The sequence below is a fragment of the Nonomuraea sp. NPDC050536 genome, assembly GCF_044457685.1.
Taxonomy (GTDB): Bacteria; Actinomycetota; Actinomycetes; order Streptosporangiales; family Streptosporangiaceae; genus Nonomuraea.
In genome coordinates, this window is the sequence record NZ_JBITHD010000007.1 from 148,107 (window position 1) to 168,925 (window position 20,819).

Annotated in this window: 15 protein-coding genes; 9 read left to right on the forward strand and 6 right to left on the reverse strand. The window is 71.7% G+C overall.

The annotated features are described in order from the left end of the window. Positions 1–29 precede the first annotated feature (29 nt). Complete coding sequence (locus ACIBHX_RS21550) at positions 30–2,096, forward strand: prolyl oligopeptidase family serine peptidase (RefSeq protein ID WP_397068929.1); 2,067 nt, start codon at positions 30–32, stop codon at positions 2,094–2,096. 24 nt (positions 2,097–2,120) lie between these two features. Here ACIBHX_RS21550 and ACIBHX_RS21555 read toward each other — a convergent pair whose 3' ends face one another. Next, on the reverse strand, positions 2,121–4,118 hold the full coding sequence (locus tag ACIBHX_RS21555) for a sigma-70 family RNA polymerase sigma factor (protein ID WP_397068930.1): 1,998 nt from the start codon (positions 4,116–4,118) through the stop codon (positions 2,121–2,123). Next, positions 4,115–4,432 carry a YciI family protein gene (locus tag ACIBHX_RS21560; RefSeq protein ID WP_397068931.1) on the reverse strand — a complete coding sequence of 106 codons (318 nt, stop codon included), beginning with the start codon at positions 4,430–4,432 and terminating at the stop codon, positions 4,115–4,117. Before ACIBHX_RS21560 ends, ACIBHX_RS21555 begins: the two co-directional genes overlap by 4 nt. Before the next feature lie 56 nt (positions 4,433–4,488). Here ACIBHX_RS21560 and ACIBHX_RS21565 point away from each other — a divergent pair, with 56 nt between their 5' ends. Beyond that, a complete protein-coding gene (locus ACIBHX_RS21565; RefSeq protein ID WP_397068932.1) occupies positions 4,489–5,166 on the forward strand; it encodes a DUF998 domain-containing protein in 678 nt (225 codons plus the stop codon). A 153-nt stretch (positions 5,167–5,319) separates the two neighbouring features. After that, positions 5,320–6,666, forward strand: coding sequence for an alpha/beta fold hydrolase (locus ACIBHX_RS21570; RefSeq protein ID WP_397068933.1), 1,347 nt, complete (start codon positions 5,320–5,322; stop codon positions 6,664–6,666). Here ACIBHX_RS21570 and ACIBHX_RS21575 read toward each other — a convergent pair. The 3 genes from ACIBHX_RS21575 to ACIBHX_RS21585 form a co-directional block, all read right to left on the reverse strand. Beyond that, the gene (locus tag ACIBHX_RS21575) at positions 6,626–8,404 is read right to left on the reverse strand and encodes an ABC transporter ATP-binding protein (protein ID WP_397068934.1); all 1,779 of its coding nucleotides are present in this window, start codon (positions 8,402–8,404) and stop codon (positions 6,626–6,628) included. The genes ACIBHX_RS21570 and ACIBHX_RS21575 overlap by 41 nt on opposite strands. Then, positions 8,404–10,062 (reverse strand): ABC transporter ATP-binding protein, encoded by a 1,659-nt coding sequence (locus ACIBHX_RS21580; RefSeq protein ID WP_397068935.1) that lies wholly within the window; start codon positions 10,060–10,062, stop codon positions 8,404–8,406. Before ACIBHX_RS21580 ends, ACIBHX_RS21575 begins: the two co-directional genes overlap by 1 nt. Positions 10,063–10,271: 209 nt before the next feature. Next, complete coding sequence (locus tag ACIBHX_RS21585) at positions 10,272–11,471, reverse strand: nitrate/nitrite transporter (RefSeq protein WP_397068936.1); 1,200 nt, start codon at positions 11,469–11,471, stop codon at positions 10,272–10,274. Positions 11,472–11,613: 142 nt separating this feature from the next. Here ACIBHX_RS21585 and ACIBHX_RS21590 point away from each other — a divergent pair, with 142 nt between their 5' ends. From ACIBHX_RS21590 to ACIBHX_RS21615, 6 genes are all read left to right on the forward strand, one after another. Then, complete coding sequence (locus ACIBHX_RS21590) at positions 11,614–15,153, forward strand: nitrate reductase subunit alpha (protein ID WP_397068937.1); 3,540 nt, start codon at positions 11,614–11,616, stop codon at positions 15,151–15,153. Next, a complete protein-coding gene (narH, locus tag ACIBHX_RS21595; RefSeq protein ID WP_397068938.1) occupies positions 15,154–16,758 on the forward strand; it encodes a nitrate reductase subunit beta in 1,605 nt (534 codons plus the stop codon). Beyond that, entirely contained in the window at positions 16,755–17,309 is a 555-nt protein-coding gene (gene narJ, locus ACIBHX_RS21600; protein ID WP_397068939.1) for a nitrate reductase molybdenum cofactor assembly chaperone, read from the forward strand. The genes narH and narJ overlap by 4 nt, the downstream gene beginning before the upstream one ends. After that, positions 17,306–17,974, forward strand: a complete 669-nt coding sequence (gene narI, locus ACIBHX_RS21605; protein WP_397068940.1) for a respiratory nitrate reductase subunit gamma — start codon at positions 17,306–17,308, stop codon at positions 17,972–17,974. The genes narJ and narI overlap by 4 nt, the downstream gene beginning before the upstream one ends. 20 nt (positions 17,975–17,994) lie before the next feature. Further along, a complete protein-coding gene (locus tag ACIBHX_RS21610) occupies positions 17,995–18,615 on the forward strand; it encodes a phosphotransferase (protein WP_397068941.1) in 621 nt (206 codons plus the stop codon). A 606-nt stretch (positions 18,616–19,221) separates the two neighbouring features. Then, a complete protein-coding gene (locus tag ACIBHX_RS21615) occupies positions 19,222–19,773 on the forward strand; it encodes a hypothetical protein (protein WP_397068942.1) in 552 nt (183 codons plus the stop codon). Here the strand turns inward: ACIBHX_RS21615 and ACIBHX_RS21620 are convergent. Continuing rightward, positions 19,770–20,804 carry an amidohydrolase family protein gene (locus tag ACIBHX_RS21620; protein WP_397068944.1) on the reverse strand — a complete coding sequence of 345 codons (1,035 nt, stop codon included), beginning with the start codon at positions 20,802–20,804 and terminating at the stop codon, positions 19,770–19,772. The two genes, ACIBHX_RS21615 and ACIBHX_RS21620, sit on opposite strands and share 4 nt — an antisense overlap. Between the last annotated feature and the right edge of the window lie 15 nt (positions 20,805–20,819).

The window sequence follows — 20,819 nt, forward strand, 5'->3', positions numbered from 1 at the left end:
GGCACGAGCGTACTGGCAGGATTGGGACCATGAGTGAGAGCTTCCCGCGCCTGTCCGCCCGGACCCGCCGCTTCACCCTCGGGGTGCCACGCGGGTTCACGATCTCCCCCGACGGGGGTCGGGTCGTCTTCCTGCGTACGAAGTCCGGCACCGATCCGGTGACGTGCCTGTGGGAGCTCGACACGCGCGACCATGTCGAGCGGCTGGTCGTCGACCCGCGCACGCTGGACGCCGACGAGGAGAACCTGCCGCCCGAGGAGCGCGCCAGGCGCGAGCGGAGCAGGGAGTCGGCGGGCGGCGTGGTGGGCTACGCCGCCGACAAGGAGGTGGCCAAGGCCGTCTTCGCCCTGTCGGGCGAGCTGTACGTCACCATCCTGGCGACCGGCGACACCCAGAAGCTGGACACGCCCGGCGGCGTCATCGACCCGCGCCTGTCGCCCGACGGCCGCACCGTCGCCTACGTCAGCCAGGGCACGCTCCGCGTCCAGGACCTGGCCACCGGTGCCGACCGCGCGCTGGCCGCGCCCGAGTCCGACACCGTCACCTACGGCCTGGCCGAGTTCATCGCCGCCGAGGAGATGGACCGCATGCGCGGCTACTGGTGGTCGCCTGACAGCGACGCGCTGCTGGTCGAGCGGGCCGACGAGGCGCCGGTCCGCACCTGGTACATCGCCGACCCGGCCAACCCCTCCAGGCCCGCCGCCGAGCAGCGCTACCCGGCCGCGGGCACGCCCAACGCCGTCACCGAGCTGTTCGTGATCGGGCTCGACGGGTCGCGGGTGGCCGTGCCGTACGAGCAGGAGTATCTGACGACGGCGGCCTGGGACTCCCACGCGCTGTCGATCGTGACCATGTCGCGCGACCAGAAGTCGCTGCGGCTGTTCACCGTCGATCCGGCCACCGGCGCGTCCACGCTGGTGCGCGAGGACACCGACCCGGCCTGGGTGGACGTGGTCGGCGGCGTGCCCGCCCACCTGGACGACGGGTCGCTGGTGTGGGTGGCCGCGCACGAGGGCGGCAACCGGCTGTTCGTCGGCGACCGCGCCGTCACTCCGCCGACGCTGCAGGTGCGGGACGTGCTCGACGTCGACCACGACAGCGTGCTGTTCCGGGCCAGCGGCGACCCGACCGAGATCCAGCTGTGGACCTGGGACGGCCACTCGTTGCTGCCCGTCTCCACCCGTTCCGGCGTGTTCTCGGGGCGGATGTCCGGCGGCGTCGGCGTGCTGAGCGAGCAGACTCTCGACGCCGAGGGCGTGTCCACCACGGTCGTGCTGCGCGACGGCATGGCGTTGCCGATCCCGTCCGTCGCCGAGCGTCCCGGCCTGGACCTGCGCGTCTCGCTCGGCCGTTCCGGCCGTCGCGAGCTGGCCACCGCCGTGGTCCTGCCGTCCTGGCACGAACCCGGCTCGCGCAAGCTGCCCGTCCTGATGGACCCGTACGGCGGGCCGCACGCGCAGCGGGTCCTGGCGCGCCACGGCGGCTACCTGGAAAGCCAGTGGTTCGCCGAGCAGGGCTTCGCCGTGATCGTCGCCGACGGCCGCGGCACGCCGGGCCGCGGCCCCGCCTGGGAGCGGGAGATGCTCGACGACCTGGCGACCCCGGCGCTGGAGGACCAGGTGGACGCGCTGCGCGGGGTCGCCGAGCAGTACCCGGATGACCTGGACCTGTCCCGGGTGGGCATCCGCGGCTGGTCGTTCGGCGGCTTCCTGGCCGCGCTGGCGGTGCTGCGCAGGCCGGACGTCTTCCACGCGGCGGTGGCCGGGGCGCCGGTGACCGACTGGCGGCTGTACGACACCTGCTACACCGAGCGCTACCTGGGCCACCCGGACGAGCAGCCGGAGGTCTACGACCGCTCGTCGCTGTTCGGCGACGCGGCCAAGCTGGAGCGGCCGCTGCTGCTGATCCACGGGCTGGCCGACGACAACGTGGTGGCCGCGCACACGCTGCGCCTGTCGTCGGCGCTGCTGGCGGCGGGCCGCCCGCACACCGTGCTCCCGCTCTCGGGCGTGACCCACATGACGCCGCAGGAGGTCGTGGCAGAGAACCTCATGCTGCTCCAGGTGGACTTCCTCAAGAAGTCGCTGGGCGGCTGACCGGGCGCTCCGCGGGCGGTCCTGTCACCCGGCCGCCCGCGCGTCCTGCGCCGGTGACAGCTGGTGCAGGGTCCAGCCGCCCGAGGCCTGCTTGAACAGGTACTCGGCCCGCTCGTACGACAGGCGGCCCCGTCCCGTGTGCGGGCACAGGTTCTCCTGCCCGGGCATGCGGGCCGGGGCGGGTCTCCGGTCGGCCAGGAAGAGCGGGCCACGGGTCCGGCCCGCCACCAGGTCGGGCAGGAGGGCGGCCGTGCCGTACCCCCAGGCGATCCGGACCTGTCCCGACTTGGTGGTGACGCTGCCGAGCCTGGCCTCCAGGTCGAGGTCCTCGACGTTGAGCGCCAGCGCGGTCCTGGCGGAGGCGCCCGACTCGTGCAGCAGCCGCCACAGCGCCCGCTCCCGCACCGACGGGTGGCGCCACAGCGCCTCCAGCCTCGGCCCGTCGACGGCCGGGCGCCGGCGGCGGCTCTCGTGCCTCCTGTCCAGCTCGGCCGCCAGGTCCCCGATGGCGGCCCACGCGGAGAAGGACCGTACGGCGGCGCGGTGCCGATTCCACGTCCTGGGCGCGACCGAGCCCCAGGCGACGGCGAACACCCTGGCCACCTGGGCCGCGTTCACCTCGGCCAGCCGGGTTCCCGGGCCGAGATCCAGGCGCAGGCGGCGCAGCGTCTGCCCGTAGGACCTGATCGTCTCGGCGTCCAGATCGTCGCGGGCCAGGAACCCGTCCACGGCCTGTCCGAGCGTTGCCTGGCCGGGCCGGGTGATCGTCGGCGCGGCGGCGGCGTGCTGGGTGGCGGCGCGCCCGCGCAGGAAGGCGCGTTCCGCGGCGTTGCGGGTGAGGGCGGCGGCGCGTTCGAAGGCGGCGCCAGCCTCGGCGTGCCGTCCGAGCCTGGCCAGCAGATCGCCGTGGACCACCGACAGCGGGTGGTAGTCCTTCAGCGCGGGGTCCGACAGCAGCCGGTCGACCAGGGCCAGGCCCGCCCGCGGCCCTTCGGCCATGCCCACCGCGACCGCCCGGTTGAGCTGGACCACCGGGGAGGGCACCAGCCGCGCCAGCGCGCCGTAGAGCGCGGCGATCTGCGCCCAGTTCGTCTCCTGCGCGCTGAGGGCCTGGGCGTGGGAGACGGCGATGGCGGCCTGCAGCACGTACGGCCCGAGCGGTCCGCCGGCCTCGCGCGCCCGCAGCATCGACGCGAAGCCGCGGTCGATCAGCTCCCGGTCCCAGCGCGAGCGGTCCTGCTCGTGCAGCTGGACCGGTTCGCCCGACGGTCCTGTGCGGGCGGCCGAGCGCGACTGCTGGATCTCCATCAGCGCCACCAGCCCGTGCACCTCGGCCTCGCCGGGCGCCAGTCCGGCCAGCAGGCGGCCCAGGCGCAGCGCCTCCAGGGCGAGCGCAGGGCGCATCAGGTCGTCGCCGCCCGTCGCCGAGTAGCCCTCGTTGAAGATCAGGTAGATGACCTCGAGAACGGAGGCCAGCCGCCCGGCCAGCTCGTCCCCTGGCGGCAGTTCGAAGGGGATCCCGCGTTCCGCCAGGGTGTGCTTGGCCCTGGCGATGCGCTGGGCGACGATCCGCTCGGGCACGAGGAAGGCGCGGCCGATCTCCTGTGCCGTCAGGCCGCCGAGCAGCCGCAGCGTCAGCGCGGCCCGCTCCTCGGTGGGCAGCACGGGGTGGCTGGAGATGAACATCAGCCGCAGCACGTCGTCGTCGAGCGCGGCCCGCGCCGGGGCCTCGCCGGAGCTGTCCTGCTCCAGGGCGTGGGCGAGTCGCTCGTGCGTGCGGTCCTGCCGCTGGGTGCGGCGGAGGTGGTCGAGGGCGCGGCGCTTGGCGGCGGTCATGAGCCACGCGCCGGGGTTGTCCGGGATGCCGTGTTCGGGCCAGCGTTCCAGCGCCGTGACCAGCGCGTCCTGGGCGAGCTCCTCGGCCAGGCCCACGTCGTGGACCATCCGGGTCAGCCCGGCGATGATCCGTGCGGACTCCGCCCTCCAGACCGCGTTGACCGCCGCCTGGACGTCGGCGGTCATCCGTAGATCTGCTGCATCCTGCCCTCACCGTCGCCGATGACCGCGAAGAAGCGCCGGGAGAGCTCCAGCGCTTCCTCCTTCGAGCCCACCTCGATCAGCGCGAAGCCGCCTGCCATCTCCTTGGCCTCGGCGAACGGCCCGTCGATCACCGAGAACTCGCCCCCGGCGGACTTGAGCACGCTGCCGCCCAGCTCCATGCCCCCGGTGGCGATCAGCACGCCCGCCTGGGTGAGCTCCTGGATGAACTTGCCCATCTCGATGTGGAGCGCCTCGTCGGTCCGCTTCTCGCTCACGCTCGTCAGCAGGAATCGCATGCCTCCACCATAGAGACGCCGTGCGTTCCCTGTCACATCGCCCGATCGTCGCGTAGATGAGAAGACGACGAAAGGACAGGGCCATGACCGCCATCGCCATCACCGCCACCCGCACCTCGACCCGCACCCTGCTGACCGCCGCGGCCGCCGCCGCGCCGATCTGGACGATCGTGTCCCTGGCCCAGACCCTCACCCGCGAGGGCTACGACATCACCCGCCACCCGCTGAGCCAGCTGTCGACCGGCTCGCTCGGCTGGATCCAGATCACCAACTTCCTGGTCGTCGGCGCGCTGCTGATCGCCGGCTCGTTCGGCCTGCGCCGTGCCCTGGACGGCAAGCCAGGCGGCACCTGGGCGCCCCGCCTGATCCTGGTCAACGGCCTCGGGATGCTCGCGGCGGGCGTCTTCGTGATGGACCCGGGGGACGGCTTCCCCGTCGGCACCCCGGCGGGCGCCCCCGCCACGATGAGCTGGCACTCGATCCTGCACATGGCCTCGGGGTCGGTCTCGTTCATCGCCCTGGCCGCGGCCGGCTTCGTCCTGGGCCGCTACTTCAGCCGCACCGGCGCCCGCGGCGCGGCCATCGCCTCCCGGCTGGCGGGCGTGGCCGTGATCGCCGGCGACGGCTGGGCGATGAGCGGCGGCCGCATGGGCTCCCTGACCCTGGCCATCGGCGTCACCCTCGCGATGATCTGGGTCTCCCTGGTCGCCGGCCACCTGCGCAAGTCCCGCTGAACCGCGCCGCAGAACGAGCCCCGCCCGGAGAGAACCGGGCGGGGCTCGAGTGCGTTTCGCACAGGGCTGACATCCCCAGGTCTGACCCGCGGCCACAAGACCCCGACCACGGTCCGATGTGCGCCGTGGTCGCCTTCGACGACCGTGAACGCCATGCTCAAAACGACAGTGGCGCTCACCCTTCTCCTGTCGCCCACCCCCACGGCTCCCTCGGCCCTGGACTGGGCCCAGTGCCCGGGCGACAAGATCGGCATGGAGTGCGCCGACCTCCAGGTCCCCCTCGACTGGGACAAACCCGACGGCCGCCGGATCACCCTGAAGCTGGGCCGGCTCAAGGCCACCGGCACCCCCGAGGGCTCCGTCCTGGTGGCGTACGGCGGGCCGGGCGGACCCGGCATCGCCATCACCCAGGGCATCCCCGACACCTGGGCGGGACTGCGCAAGCGGATGAACGTGGTCACCTGGGACACCCGCGGCTACGGCAAGCAGTTCCAGGGCCTCAGCACCGGCCTGCCGTGCACCTGGACGCGCATCCCCGTGCCCGCCTTCCCGCGCGACGACGCCGAGTGGGGCCGCCTCGCCGACACCAACCGCGGGTACGCCGAGCCCTGCCGACAGAGCGACCCCGACCTGTTCGCCCACATGAGCTCCGCCGACCAGGCCAGGGACATGGAGGCGATCAGGAAGGCGCTCGGCGAGCAGAAGCTCAACTACTACGGCGCCTCCTACGCCGGCTTCTACGGCCAGGACTACGCCCGCCTCTTCCCCGGCAAGGTCCGCACGATCGCGCTCGACGGCACCTGGTCCCACAGCGCCCCCGATTGGAACGCCGAACTGGACGAACTGGCCAGGGCGGGGCAGAAGGCGATGGACCGCTTCTTCGCCTCCTGCGGCTGCCGCCCGCAGTGGCGGGCACTCATCGCCAAGGCCGACAGGAGGCCGATCCGCGCCAAGGACATCGCCTACTCCGGCCGCGACCTGCAGGACCTCGCCCTGGGCACGGCCCGCCAGGGGCCGGCCGCCTGGCCGGGGCTGGCCAAGGCGATCTCCGCGGCAGCCCGCGGCGACGCCTCCGGGTTCGTGCCCGAGCGTGGCCTGCGCTATCCGGACCAGTCGACCGGCGTCACCGAGTGCGTCGACTGGCCGCGTTTCACCGGCCGTGCCGAGCTCGACGCGGCCGTGAAGCGGCTGCGCGGGATCGCCCCTGACACGGGCACGGCGGGGACGATCGCGGAGGGCACGCTGGGCTGCGTGGGCTGGCCGGTCCCGGTCACCAACCCGCCCAAGCCGCTGCCCAACGGCCTGCCGCCGCTGCTGGGGGCGGGCAACTGGGGCGAGTCGGACGCCGTCGAGCGGGTGCTGACCCAGGTGCCGGGCAGCATCACGGTCCGGCACGGAGGCCCGGGGCACACGCTCTACATGTCAAACGCGTGCGCCCGGGCCCACATCGACCGCTACCTCACCGAGGCTGTGCTTCCCCCGCGAGGGACGGCTTGCTAGGCGAGCCGTGCCAGCTCTGCCACAGCGCGGCGTAGGAGCCGCCCGCGGCCACCAGCTCGTCGTGCGCGCCGAGCTCGCTGATGTGCCCGTCCTCGACCACCGCGACGCGGTCGGCGTCGTGGGCGGTGTAGAGGCGGTGGGCGATGGCGATCACGGTGCGCCCGTCGAGCACGGCGGCCAGGGAACGCTCCAGGTTGCGGGCCGCGCGCGGGTCGATGAGCGAGGTGGCCTCGTCCAGGACCAGCGTGTGCGGGTCGGCCAGCACCAGCCGGGCCAGCGCCAGCTGCTGGGCGTGCGCCGGTGAGACGTCCTGCCCGCCGGAGCCGACCATCGTGTCGAGCCCGTCGGGCATGGCCAGCACCCAGTCGAGCGCGTCGACGGCCACCAGGGCCTGCCGTACGGCCTCGTCGTCGGCGGAGGGGCGGGCGATCAGCAGGTTGTCGCGCAGCGTGCCCTTGAACACGTGGTGCTCCTGGGTGACCAGCGCGACGTGGCCGCGCAGGTCGTCCAGGGGCAGCTCCACCAGGGGCACCCCGCCGACCGTCACCGCGCCGGTGCGCGGGCCGTGGATGCCGGCCAGCAGCCGCCCGAGCGTGGACTTGCCCGCGCCGGACGGCCCGACCATGGCCAGCCGCTCGCCCGGCTTGACCGTGAGGGACACGCCGTGCAGCACGTCGCGGCCCTCCCGGTAGGCGTAGCGCACGTCCCGTGCCTCGAGCAGCTCGCCCGAAGGGCGGGCGCCGGTGGCCTCGCGGTCGTCGCCGACGTTGGACACGCCCAGGAGCCTGGCCATGGCCGCGCCGCCGACCTGCAGCTCGTCGATCCACATCAGGAACCGGTCGAGCGGGTCGATCAGCTGCTGCGCGTACAGGGTGGCGGCGGTGACCTGGGCCAGCGTCACCCAGTCGTTGGCGTAGAACAGCCCGCCCACCAGCAGCGTCGACACGACCGGGATCACGTAGCCGAGCTCCACCGAGGGGAACCATACGGTCCGCAGGCCGAGTGTGTAGCGCTCGGCCGCGTACGAGCCGCGGATGTCGCCGTCGGTGCGCCGCGTGCGCCGGTCCTGCAGCCCGAGCGCCTCGACGGCGCGCGCGCCCTCGACGGTCTCGGCCAGGCCCTCGGTCATGTCGGCGTAGGCCGCGTTCTCGCGCAGGTAGCCGTCGCGGGCCCGGTGGAGGTACCAGCGGGTGGAGATCCACAGGATCGGCGTGGCCACCAGCATGGGCAGCATCAGCAGCGGGCTCACCAGCACCAGCGCGCCCACCGTGATCACGAAGGTGACCAGCGCGATCAGGGTCTCGGGCACGGCGTGCCGTACCGAGCGCGACAGCGAGTCGACGTCGCGGGAGGTGCGGGTGAGCAGGTCGCCGGCGCCGGCCCGCTCGACCGTGGACAGCGGCAGCCCCAGCACCCGGTCGACGAACTCCTCGCGAAGCTCGGCCAGCACCTTCTCGCCGAGCTTGGCCGAGGCCAGCACGGCGTAGCGGATCAGGGCCGCCTGCAGGAACAGGAAGCCGCCGATGGCCAGCGCGACGAACCAGACGTTGACGTCGGCGCCGTCCTGGACCTGCTGGACCAGCCTGCCCAGCTGCCAGGGCACGAACAGCCCGGCCACCGCCGCCAGCCCGTGCAGGGCCAGGGTGAAGGTCAGCCGGCGCGGGTACTTCAGCGTCAGCCGCCTGGCGTAGGCGCGGACCTGCTTCTGGTCGGCGACCGGCAGGATCTCGCGGGCCATCAGTCTTCCCCCCTCGTGACTGTCGCGGCGTATTCGGACGTGGAGACCAGCAGGTCGCGGTGCGTGCCTTCGGCCAGCACCCGGCCGTCCTCCACGTAGGCCACCCGGTCGGTGCGGCCGAGCACCAGCGGGCTGGTCGTGCAGATCAGCGTGGTACGGCCGGCGCGCGCCTTGGCCAGCCGCTGGGCGATGCGGGCCTCGCTGTGCGCGTCGACCGCGCTGGTCGGCTCGACCAGGATGAGCACCTCCGGGTCGGCCAGCAGCGCGCGGGCCAGGCGCAGCCGCTGCTGCTGCCCGCCGGAGAACTCCCTGCCCGACTCGGCGACCGGCGCGTCCAGCCCCTCGGGCAGGGCCTCGACGATGTCGTCGGCGCAGGCTGCGTGCAGGGCCTGCCGTACCTGCTCGTCGGTGGCGGTGCCGCGCACGTCCAGCTCGTCGCGCAGGCGGCCGGTGAACAGCCGGGCGCCGTTGTCGGCGACCAGGATGCGCGTACGGATCTCCTCCATCGGCAGCGTGGCCAGGTCGACGCCGCCGAAGGTGACGTCACCGTCGGCGTAGCGGCCGAGCCGGTCGGCGATGGCGATCGCGTCCTCGGGCGCGCTCGCCGCCAGGGCCGTCAGCTCGCCCGGCTGGACGGTGACGCCGCTGAAGGTGTCGCGCAGCACGCCGCCCTGGCTGGTGGCGGTGCCGCCGCCCACCTCGGGCTCGATCGACAGGATGCGGACCACCCGGCGGGCGGCCACGTGGCCCTTGGTCAGCCGGTCGGCCATCTCGGTGAGCGTGCGCATCGGGCCGATCAGGAAGACCGCGTAGCCGTAGAAGGCCACCAACTGGCCCGCGGTGATCTGGCCGCCGAGGGCGAAGGAGGCGCCGATGCCGGTGACGGCGGCGATGAGCACGCCGGGCAGCAGGATCTGGGCGCCTTCGAGGAGGGATTCGACCCTGGCCACGCCGACGCCTGCCTGGCGCACCCGCTGGGACTCCTCGCGGTAGCGCTCGGAGAAGACCTGCTCGCCGCCGATGCCGCGCAGCACGCGCAGCCCGGACACGATGTCGGCGGACCTGGTCGACAGGTCGCCGGTCAGGTCGCGCTGCCGTTTCTGCCGCCGGTGCAGCGGCTTGAGCAGCGGCCCGACCGCGACCGCCATGATCGGCACGCCGAACAGCACCATCAGGCCGAGCGGCAGCGAGGTGGAGATCAGGATCACGGTGACCGTGATGATCGCCACGATCGAGCCGGTGCCGCGCAGTAGGATGTCCATCGAGCCGCCGATGTGCGCGATGTCGGAGTTTCCGACGCTGACGACCTCGCCGGTCGACAGCCGCTTGGGCAGGGTCGCGCCGAGCCTGGCCGCATGCCGGGTGGTCACCTGGACCGTGCGGTAGGCGGCGGCCAGCCAGTTGTAGACGGCCAGCCGGTGCCGCATGATCCCGGTGAAGGCCTGCATGAGGCCGAGCCCCAGCAGGATCACGCTCCAGGTGACCAGCGCCCCCGTGTCCTTGGCGGTGACGGCGTCCACTCCCTTGCCCAGGACAGCCGGAACCAGCGCCTGCACCAGCCACCAGAGGGTCGCGAAGGCGATGCCGCCCAGCAAGCTGGGGGCCTGCCTGCGCGCGTTCCACCACAGGTAGCGCAGCGGGCTGCGAATGTCGGGCATGCCGGGATCGGCATCGGGAAGGGAGCGCATAGCTCGTCAAGATTGACAAACGGCCGCTGGGCCCGGCAAACCATTTTCACCCGCAATGATCTTGTACGGCAGGCCACACCACCCCCGCCCTGCGCACTTCGGCCGAGGACCCGCGACCGGCGCTGCTGGCGAGTCGGTGACAGTCGCCCACCGCTACGACTCCGCCGTGGGCCGAGTGCTCAGTCGGTGCGACGGCTGGTCGGGGAGTGCCTCGGGAGCCCCCCGAACGCCCGGGCGGTGTAGAACAGGGCGATCAGCGCGGTCAGCGCGAGCAGCAGGTAACCCACGGTGTAGGCGCCGGTGGCGGTGTAGACGGCGCCCATCACCAGGGGCGGGAAATAGCCGCCGAGCCCGCCCGCGGCGCCCACCAGGCCGGTGACCGTACCGACCCTGGACGGCTCGACGAGCCTGGCCACCAGCGCGAACACGCCGCCGGTGCCCAGCCCGAGGAAGAAGGCCATGAGCACGAAGCTCGCCCCGGCGGGGATCTCGGGCGGCGGGTTGAAGGCCAGCACGACCGCCATCACCACGGCCCCAGTGAAGGAGATGAGCAGGATCCGCACGGGCGTGGTCCGGTCGGACAGGATGCCGCCGAGCGGCCTGGCCACCACGGCGGCGATCGAGAATCCGGCGGTGCGCAGGCCCGCCTCGGTCTGGGCGAAGTCGTAGACGTTCTGCAGCAGGGTCGGCAGGTAGGTGGAGAAGGCCACGAACCCGCCGAAGGCCACCGCGTACAGGAACGCGCACTGCCAGGTCGCCTTGATCTTCATGGCGTCGCGCATCCGCGGCAGCGCGGGCTCGGTGGACGGCGCCCAGGCCGGCGAGTTCCTGGAGCACAGCCACATGATCACGCCCATCGCGGCGAGCGCCGCGCCCATGATCAGGTGCGTGGCGGGCCGCCCGACCGCCTCGACCAGCCGCGGCGTGAAGAACGCCGACAGCGCGGTGCCGCCCATCCCCGCGCCGAACACGCCGGTGGCCAGGCCGCGCCGGGCGGGCTCGTACCAGGCGTTGACGAAGGGGATGCCGATCGCGAACGACGTGCCGGGGATGCCCAGCAGGAACCCCCAGAACAGCAGCGCGCCGTACGAGCTGGACCAGCCGACGAACAGCACGGGCACGATCGACACGAAGCAGATGACGGTGAACATCAGCCGCCCGCCGAACTTGTCGGCCAGCACGCCGACGGGGATCCGCCCCAGCGACCCGACCAGCACCGGGATGGCCACCAGCGCCGAGGTCTGCGTCGGCGACAGGTGCAGCAGCTTGCTGTAGCTGCCCGACAGCGGCCCGATCAGGTTCCACGCCCAGAACGTCAGAGCGAAGGCCGCCGTGGCCAGCGCCAGGTTCGGCACCTGCCCCCCGCGCAGTCCGGCCACCGTGCACCCCTTACCCTGTGTAACAGATCGTAGCTCAATGTGTTTATGGCACTGAACAGGGGGATCGTCACATGGAGGCCATTCCCGCACTAACGGAGCAAAGCTCCATCGCTGGGACGGCCCGCAGACCCAAGGAGCACCGGTGGCTGAGCCCGAGAACCTGCTACTGAAGACCGGCCGGTTCTTCCGACGCGCGGCCACCAGCGACGACCTGCGGACGATCACGAAGCGGGGCGGGCGCGAGGGCGACGACTTTTACCGCGACCGCTGGAGCCACGACAAGGTGGTCCGCTCCACGCACGGCGTGAACTGCACGGGCTCGTGCTCGTGGAAGGTCTTCGTCAAGGACGGCATCATCACCTGGGAGACCCAGGAGACCGACTACCCCAGCGTCGGCCCCGACCGGCCCGAGTACGAGCCGCGCGGCTGCCCGCGCGGCGCCGCCTTCTCCTGGTACACCTACTCGCCGACGCGCATCCGCTATCCCTACGCGCGCGGCGTCCTGGTCGAGATGTACCGCGCAGCCAGGGCGGCCGGGCACGACCCGGTCGCGGCATGGGCCTCGATCACCACCGATCCCGAGCGTCGCCGGAAATATCAGGAAGCGCGGGGACGCGGAGGGCTTGTCCGGATTTCTTGGGACTTGGCGACCGAGATGATCGCCGCGGCCCACGTGCACACGATCAAGGCCTACGGGCCCGACAGGATCGCCGGGTTCTCCCCGATCCCGGCCATGTCGATGGTGTCGCACGCGATCGGGTCCCGGTTCGTGTCGCTGATCGGCGGGACCATGCTGTCGTTCTACGACTGGTACGCCGACCTCCCGGTGGCCTCGCCCCAGGTGTTCGGCGACCAGACCGACGTGCCCGAGTCCGCCGACTGGTGGGACGCTGCCTACCTGGTGCTGTGGGGCGCCAACGTGCCCGTCACGCGCACCCCGGACGCCCACTGGATGGCCGAGGCGCGCTACCGCGGCCAGAAGGTGGTCGTGGTGGCGCCCGACTACAGCGACGCCGCCAAGTTCGGCGACGAGTGGCTGGCGATCAACCCGGGCACCGACGGGGCGCTGGCCATGGCGATGGGGCACGTGCTGCTGCGCGAGTTCTTCGTCGACCGCCAGGTGCCCTACTTCCAGGACTACGTCCGGAAGTTCACCGACCTCCCCTTTCTGGTACGGCTGGCCGAGCGGGACGGCGCCTACGTGCCCGGCAAGTTCCTGACCGCGGCCGACCTGGGTTCGGACGAGGAGGCCGCCGAGTGGAAGACCGTCTTCCTGGGCGCCGACGGGACGCCGGTGGTGCCGAACGGGTCGGTGGGCTTCCGGTGGACCGAATCCGGCAAGGGGCGCTGGAACCTCGAGCTCGGCACCGAGCCGCTGCTCACGGTGCACGGCGGCGAGTCGGTGGAGGTGCTGCTGCCGCGCTTCGACGCCCCTGCTCCTCATCGGGACCCGCTCGTGCGCGGCGTCCCGGTCAGGCGGGTCGGCGGCCACCTGGTCACCACCGTCTTCGATCTGCTCCTGGCCCAGTACGGCGTCGGCCGCGACGGGCTGCCCGGCAAGTGGCCGACCGGCTACGACGACGTGGCCGAGCCGTACACCCCTGCCTGGCAGGAGCCCATCACGGGGGTGCCGGCGCGGCGGGCCGAGCGGATCGTGCGCGAGTTCGCCAGGACCGCGGAGAAGACGCGCGGCCGGTGCATGATCGTGCTCGGGGCGGGGACGACGCAGTGGTTCCACGGCGACACGATCTACCGGGCGTTCCTGTCGCTGCTGATGCTCACCGGCTGCCAGGGACGCAACGGCGGCGGGTGGGCGCACTACGTCGGCCAGGAGAAGTGCAGGCCGCAGACCGGGTGGGCGCAGCTGGCCTTCGCGCTGGACTGGACGCGGCCGCCGCGGCAGACGCCCGGCACGCCGTTCTGGTACCTGCACACCGACCAGTGGCGCTACGACCGCTTCGACGCCGGGGAGCTGTGCTCGCCGCTGGGGCCCGGGCTGTTCCGCGGCGCGCACACGGCCGACCTGGTGGCGCAGGCCGTGCGCAACGGCTGGATGCCGATGGCGCCCGCCTTCGACCGCAACCCGCTGGAGCTGGGCGAGGCCGACGACCCGATCGCCCACACCCGCGAGGAGCTGCGGGCGGGACGGCTGAAGTGGGCCGCCGACGCGCCCGACGACCCGCGCAACTGGCCGCGCGTGGTCACGCTGTGGCGCTCGAACCTGCTCGGCTCCAGCGCCAAGGGCAACGAGTACTTCCTGCACCACCTGCTCGGCGCCGGGTCGAACCTGCCGCACCCGGACCAGGAGGCGCCGCGCGGGAAGGTGGACCTGCTGCTCACGCTGGACTTCCGCATGACGTCGTCGACGATGTTCTCCGACATCGTGCTGCCTGCCGCCACCTGGTACGAGAAGCACGACCTGTCCACGACCGACATGCACCCGTTCGTGCACGCCTTCAACCCGGCGATCTCGCCGCCCTGGCAGACCAGGACCGACTTCGACGCCTTCCACGCCATCGCGCGCGCCTTCAGCGAGCTGGCCGCCGAGCAGTTGGGGGTGCGCCGCGACGTGGTGGCCGTGCCGTACCAGCACGACACGCCGGGAGAGATCGCCCAGCCCGGCGGGCGCGCGCCCGAGCAGGCCGAGCCCGACCTGGTCGTGGTCGAGCGCGACTACGGCGCGGTCGCGGCCAAGATGGCCGCGCTCGGGCCGCTGGCCGAGAAGGCGGGGCTGCCGGTCAAGGGCGTGACGTTCCGGCCCGACGAGGAGGTGGCCTGGCTGGCGGAGCGTTGCGGGGTGGAGGCGCACGGCGTGGCCAAGGGGCGGCCGCTGCTCGACACCGACTCCAAGGCGTGCGAGGCGATCCTGGCGCTGTCGGGCGTGAGCAACGGGCGGCTGGCCGCGCAGGGCTTCCGCCAGCTCGCCGAACGGACCGGGACGGACCTGGACGAGCTCATGCACGGCGACCACCGCATCGTCTTCGCGGACACGCAGGCCAGACCCACCCATGTCGCCTCCAGCCCGGAGTGGTCCGGCAAGGAGTCGCACGACCGGCGCTACTCGCCCTTCACCATCAATGTCGAGCACCACAAGCCGTGGCACACGCTGACCGGGCGCATGCACTTCTTCCTCGACCACGACTGGATGCACGAGTACGGCGAGGCGCTACCGGTCTACCGGCCGCCGCTGGACATCTTCGCCCTGTTCGGTGAGCGGCCTGAGGGTGAGCTGATGGTGCGTTACCTGACGCCGCACTCCAAGTGGTCGATCCACTCCGAGTACCAGGACAACCTGCTCATGCTGTCGCTGTCGCGGGGCGGGCCGACGATCTGGATGTCCCGCGAGGACGCTCTTAAGATCGGCGTTTCCGACAACGACTGGGTCGAGGCGGTCAACCGCAACGGAGTCGTGGTCGCGCGCGCGATCGTCTCTCATCGCATGCCTTCGGGGACCGTCTACATGCACCATGCGCAAGATCGACTGATCGACGTCCCCAAGTCCGAAATTTCAGGAAAACGCGGCGGGATCCACAACGCGCTGACCCGCGTGCTGATCAAGCCGACGCACATGATCGGCGGGTACGCCCAGCTGTCGTACGCCTTCAACTACCTCGGCCCCACCGGCAACCAGCGCGACGAGGTCACCGTGATCCGGCGCCGCTCGCAGGAGGTGACGTACTAGATGCGCGTGATGGCCCAGATCGCCATGGTGATGAACCTGGACAAGTGCATCGGCTGCCACACCTGCTCGGTCACCTGCAAGCAGACGTGGACCAACAGGGCAGGCGTCGAGTACACCTGGTTCAACAACGTCGAGACCCGCCCCGGCCAGGGGTACCCGCGCCGCTACGAGGACCAGGAGCGCTGGCGCGGCGGCTGGGAGATCGACGCCAAGGGCAGGCTCCGGCTGCGGGCCGGCGGGCGGATGCGCAAGCTCCTCGGCATCTTCGCCAACCCGCTCATGCCCTCCATCCAGGACTACTACGAGCCCTGGACCTACGACTACGAGAACCTGTTCCGCGCGCCCCTCGGCCCCGACATCCCGGTCGCGCCGCCGCGCTCGCTCATCAGCGGCGAGCCGACCACGATCCGATGGAGCGCCAACTGGGACGACGACCTCGGCGGCGACCCGTCACCCGACCCCGTCCTGAGCGGGATGTCGGAGAAGGTGAAGCTGGAGTTCGAGCAGGCGTTCATGTTCTACCTGCCGCGCATCTGCGAGCACTGCCTCAATCCGTCGTGCGTGGCCTCCTGCCCGTCGGGCGCGCTCTACAAGCGCACGGAGGACGGCATCGTCCTGGTCGACCAGGACCGCTGCCGAGGCTGGCGGATGTGCGTCACCGGCTGCCCGTACAAGAAGATCTACTTCAACCACCGCACCGGCAAGGCCGAGAAGTGCACGTTCTGCTACCCGCGGGTCGAGGTCGGGCTGCCCACGGTGTGCTCGGAGACGTGCGTGGGGCGGCTGCGGTACCTGGGTGTCATGCTCTACGACGCCGACCGGGTCACCGAGGCCGCCTCGGTGACCTCCGAGCAGGACCTGTACGAGGCGCAGCTGTCGGTGTTCGTCGACCCCGACGACCCGGCCGTGGCCGAGTCCGGGCTGCCCGACGACTGGATCGAGGCGGCCCGCAGGTCGCCGGTCCGCGACCTGATCATGCGCTACCGGATCGCGCTGCCGCTGCACCCGGAGTACCGGACGCTGCCGATGGTCTGGTACGTCCCGCCGCTCTCCCCCGTCGTGGACGCGCTGGCCGCCACGGGGCACGACGGGGAGGACGCGGGCAACCTCTTCGCCGCGATCGAGTCGCTGCGGATCCCGCTGGAGTACCTGGCCGGGCTGTTCACCGCGGGCGACACCGGGCCCGTGGTCGTGGCGCTGCGCAGGCTGGCCGCGATGCGCTCCTACATGCGGGCCGTCAACCTCGGCGACGAGCCCGAGCCGCCGGAGGCCGGCCTCACCGAGGACGACATCCGCGACATGTACCGGCTGCTGGCCCTGGCCAAGTACGACGAGCGGTACGTCATCCCCACCGCCTACGGCAACACCCCTGGCGACGTCGAGGAGGCCGGCTGCAGCCTCGACTACGACGGCGGCCCCGGTATGCAGGCGCCCTTCGGTGAGACCTCGGGCAGGCCCGTGCCGGTCTCCATCGAGACCTTCCACGGGCTCAAGCAGCGCCAGACGGGCGAGAGCGTCACCCACGAGCGGGTCAACCTCCTCAACTGGGACGGCAGGGGCACACCTGCCGGGCTCTTCCCGCCACGGAAGGGGAAACCATCGTGAATCCGGCCACCATCTGGCAGGGCGCCTCGCACCTGCTGGCCTATCCAGACGAGCGCTTCTGGGCGCGGCTGCCACAGCTCCGCCCCGCCCTGCTGCCCGATTTCGGCGGATTTATCGCGAAAATTGAGGCTCTTGGCCCGGGCGAGCTCGCCGCCCACTACGTCGACACCTTCGACCTCAAGCGGCGCTGCTGCCTGTACCTCACCTACTACACCGACGGCGACACCCGGCGGCGCGGCCAGTCGCTGGCCGTGCTGAAGGCCCACTACCGGGCCGCCGGGTGGGAGTTGCTCGACGACGAGCTGCCCGACTTCCTGCCCGTCATGCTGGAGTTCGCCGCGCTCGTCCCCTCGGGCACCGACGTGCTGCGGTCCTACCGGGTCCAGCTCGAGACGCTGCTCGCCGCGCTGCGCGCGGAGGGCTCGCCGTACGTCCTGCTGGTCGAGGTGGTGTGCGCCACCCTCCCGCCGCTGTCGGCGGCAGAGCGGGACCTCTCGGTACGGCTGGCGCGCGGCGGGCCGCCCGCCGAGTCGGTGGGGACGTACCGGTGACCTGGGGAGAGAGCGCGCTGTGGATCGTGGCGCCGTATGTGACGCTGGTGATCCTGATCGGCGGGCTGATCTGGCGCCACCGCTACGACAGGTTCGGCTGGACGACGCGCTCCTCGCAGCTGTACGAGGGGCGGCTGCTGCGGGTGGGCAGCCCGCTGTTCCACTACGGGCTGCTCGTCGTCATCGTCGGCCACGCGATCGGGCTGCTGATCCCCGCCTCCTGGATCCTCTTCGTGCCGGCTCATGTGTACCACCTGGCCGCCCTGGTCTTCGGCGGGATCGCCGGGCTGTGCACGGTGGCCGGGCTGGCGCTGCTGATCTACCGGCGGCGCACCACCGGGCCCGTATTCCTCGCCACGACCCGCAACGACAAGCTCATGTTCGTGCTGCTCGGGCTGGCGATCCTGGCCGGGCTGGCGGCCACGGTCTCGGGCGTGCTGCCGGAGCAGGCCGACTACCGCGAGACGGTCTCGCCCTGGTTCCGGGGGATCTTCGTGCTCCAGCCGGACGCCGAGGCGATGGCGGGCGCGACCACGACCTTCAAGATCCACGTGCTGGCCGGCATGATTCTTTTCGCCGTCTTCCCGTTCACGCGCCTGGTCCACGCGTTGTCGGCGCCCGTCGGGTATCTCTTCCGTCCCTACATCGTCTACCGGAGCCGGTAGGTAGGCCAGAATCAGACGCTGTGAGGCACGGCTACACCAACAGCACGTTCGGCGACGGCGCACTCGTCGTCAAGTGTTACGAGGGCCCCGACGCCGCCCGCCGGCTCCGCACGGAGTCCCGCTACCTGCGCCGCCTGCGCGGCCGCCTGCCCGTGCCGGCCGTCCACCAGGTCACCACGACCAGCCTGACCACCCGCTTCGTGCCCGGCCTGCACGGCCAGGACCTCCTGGACGCCGGCCACGCCGCCGAGGTCCTCGCCGCCTGCGGCGGGATGCTGGCGCGCATCCACACCCTGGGGATAGTCCACGGCGACTACGGCCCGCAGAACCTCCTCTTCTCCCCCGAGCCCCTCGAACCGGTCGCCATCCTCGACTGGGAATGGGCCCACGCCGGGGATCCCATCGAGGACCTCGCCTGGTGCGAATGGATCATCCGCGCCCACCACCCGTCGGACATCGCCCACCTTCCGGCCTTCTATACGGCTTACGGCACGCCCCAGCCGCCATGGGAGGTACGGCACGCCGCCATGCTCACCCGCTGCCGAGACCTCCTGGACTTCGCGGCCCGCTGGAAACCCGGCGGAGACGGCGAAAAACTCTGGCTAAAACGCATAGAAACCACCTCCACCTGGACCCCCTAAAGCCACGGCCCTTCGCTTTTTCGGGCCCGTCTTAGTGGGCCACGCCTGTCCGACATGTGCGCACCCCAGCACCCGCGCCGATGCCCGCCCGCGAGCCGTAATCGCCCTCCGGGTTCCAGGCCCTCGGTCAGGAGGGAATCGTCCGGGCTGCTGCCGTCGGCACGGATCCGCAATCGATGGCTCCTCGCGCAACAGCAGGCCCCCCTCACGGAACATGGCCGAGACAGGACTCAGGAGCCTGCGCCGAACCCAGCCGTCGAACTCGGAGAGTTCCGCGGGCCCCACGCCTCCGCTCATCTCCAGATAGGCGGGAGTCCCTCCGAAACTTTCCCGCGACATTGGCCCGGCTGTGGAACCGGAACCTTCAAACCGATGAGGTTGACCTGGCGCGCTAGCAGGCGATCAGAAGCCAGGAGGGGACCGGCATCCTTCAGGCCGCCGGTCGCCTACCCCACGGCTACCGCACCTCGCTCCGTCGCGCGGGCCCTGAAGCTCCGCCCTCCTCCTCGGCCAGGGGGTCGACAACCTGCGCTGTTACCAGAGCAGAAGGCGTGACACTGGCGTGACAGTGGCGTATCAGCGGATCACGGGAGCGTCCTCCTGCCGATGAACGACGAAGAGGAATGGAACCCGATGATGAGCTTCGCCGCTGTCCTCCAGATTCTGATCGCGCTGGCCTTTCTGAGCATTCCGGTGGTGCGGCATCGCTACGGACCTCAGGCCAAGACGGCGGCCGAGGGTGAGCTGCGGCGGCAGGGGATCCCGGAAACCGTGCTCGAGGAGAACAAGATCCGGTTCGATGCCAGTGGGCACGAGACCGCCGTCCCTGCCACGGTCGCGGTGGTGATGGTGGGGCTGGCCGTGCTCAACCTGGCGGGGGCCGGGCTCGGGGTGACGTTGTCGTGGGTGTTCCAGCCGATCGTCCTGCTGGGGAACCTTCTGATCATCTACAGCAACCTGACCGCGGTGAAGTCCGTCGAGACCGCGTTCAGGCGGAAGAACGACCCCGTGCTGGCGCGGATCGACGTCCGCTCGTTCCTGAAGGCGGCGGAGCGGGGGTTTCCGACCTGGGTGATGCCGGTGCTGCAGAACGTCAGGCACGTGGTGGTGATCGGCGGCTCGCTGCTGGTGATGGGGGCGCTGGCGCTCGCCGGCTAGAGCAGCCGGCCGCGCAGGACGATGCGGTGCGGGTGGTGGAGGACCGAGGGGTTCACGCGGGGGTCCTCCTGGTAGGCGACGAGGTCCGCCAGGCCGCCTTCCTCCAGGCCTGGCAGGCCGAGCCAGGCGCGGGCGGTCCAGCTGGCCGCGCCGATGGCGGTCGTGGCCGGAAGGCCGGCCGAGATGAGGTGGCTCACCTCGGTGGCCACGTTCCCGAAGGGGGCCGAGTCCGTGCCCGCCAGGACTCTGACGCCGGCGTCGTGGGCCTCGCGTACGCGTTCGATGATGGTCTCGTAGCCGCGCAGCCACAACCGCGACCGGTCCGTGCCGCGCAGCCGTACCCGCTCGGCGCTGGCGGCGAAGACGGTGAGCGTGGGCACGTAGGCGGAGGCGTTGGCGGCCAGGAGCGAGACGGCGGTCTCCGGCATCGCCATACCGTGCTCGATCGAGTCCACCCCTGCCAGCGCGGCGTTGAGCGAGCCCGCCTCGGTCTGGCAGTGGGCGGCGACCCGGCCGCCCGCCTCGTGGACGGCGGCGACGACCGCGGCCATCGTGGCGTAGGGAACCGGGTCCGACTCGAGGTCCCAGTCGCCCATGATCTTGCACCAGCCGTCGTGGGCCCTGGCCTGCTCCACCGCTGCCGCGGGCAGGTCGTCGACGATCGTGTGGAAGTCCGCGTGCCGCGACAGGCCCGACCAGGCCAGCCACCGTCCCGCCCGTACCATGCGCGGCAGTTCCGGCAGATCTCGCACATCATCCGGTACGGCGCCGCCGAGCCCGGGAAAGCGGACGGCGGTGACACCCGCGGCGACGTGGTCACCGCATTCGGCGGCGAACCGGTCGAGCGTGAAGCCGTCCTCGCCGGTGCCCGGATGGGTGTGCACGTCGACGAGCCCGGGCAGCAGGTATCCGCCGTCGACCACGGTCGTCGACTCCTGCGCGGGCCGTTCGAAGGTCACGCGGTCGCCCAGCAGCCACAGGTCGCGTACCTCGCCATCCGGGAGTACGGCGCCGCGGAAATGGAGAGCCATGCACCAGATCTTGAC

Excerpts from the sequence above, each read along its gene's own strand:
- narH (WP_397068938.1), top strand. The coding sequence starts at position 15,154 with ATGCGCGTGATGGCCCAGATCGCCATGGTGATGAACCTGGACAAGTGC.
- ACIBHX_RS21615 (WP_397068942.1), top strand. The coding sequence starts at position 19,222 with ATGAACGACGAAGAGGAATGGAACCCGATGATGAGCTTCGCCGCTGTC.
- ACIBHX_RS21620 (WP_397068944.1), bottom strand. The coding sequence starts at position 20,804 with ATGGCTCTCCATTTCCGCGGCGCCGTACTCCCGGATGGCGAGGTACGC.
- ACIBHX_RS21565 (WP_397068932.1), top strand. The coding sequence starts at position 4,489 with ATGAGAAGACGACGAAAGGACAGGGCCATGACCGCCATCGCCATCACC.
- ACIBHX_RS21570 (WP_397068933.1), top strand. The coding sequence starts at position 5,320 with ATGCTCAAAACGACAGTGGCGCTCACCCTTCTCCTGTCGCCCACCCCC.
- ACIBHX_RS21580 (WP_397068935.1), bottom strand. The coding sequence starts at position 10,062 with ATGCCCGACATTCGCAGCCCGCTGCGCTACCTGTGGTGGAACGCGCGC.
- ACIBHX_RS21550 (WP_397068929.1), top strand. The coding sequence starts at position 30 with ATGAGTGAGAGCTTCCCGCGCCTGTCCGCCCGGACCCGCCGCTTCACC.
- ACIBHX_RS21555 (WP_397068930.1), bottom strand. The coding sequence starts at position 4,118 with ATGACCGCCGACGTCCAGGCGGCGGTCAACGCGGTCTGGAGGGCGGAG.
- ACIBHX_RS21575 (WP_397068934.1), bottom strand. The coding sequence starts at position 8,404 with ATGGCCCGCGAGATCCTGCCGGTCGCCGACCAGAAGCAGGTCCGCGCC.
- ACIBHX_RS21560 (WP_397068931.1), bottom strand. The coding sequence starts at position 4,432 with ATGCGATTCCTGCTGACGAGCGTGAGCGAGAAGCGGACCGACGAGGCG.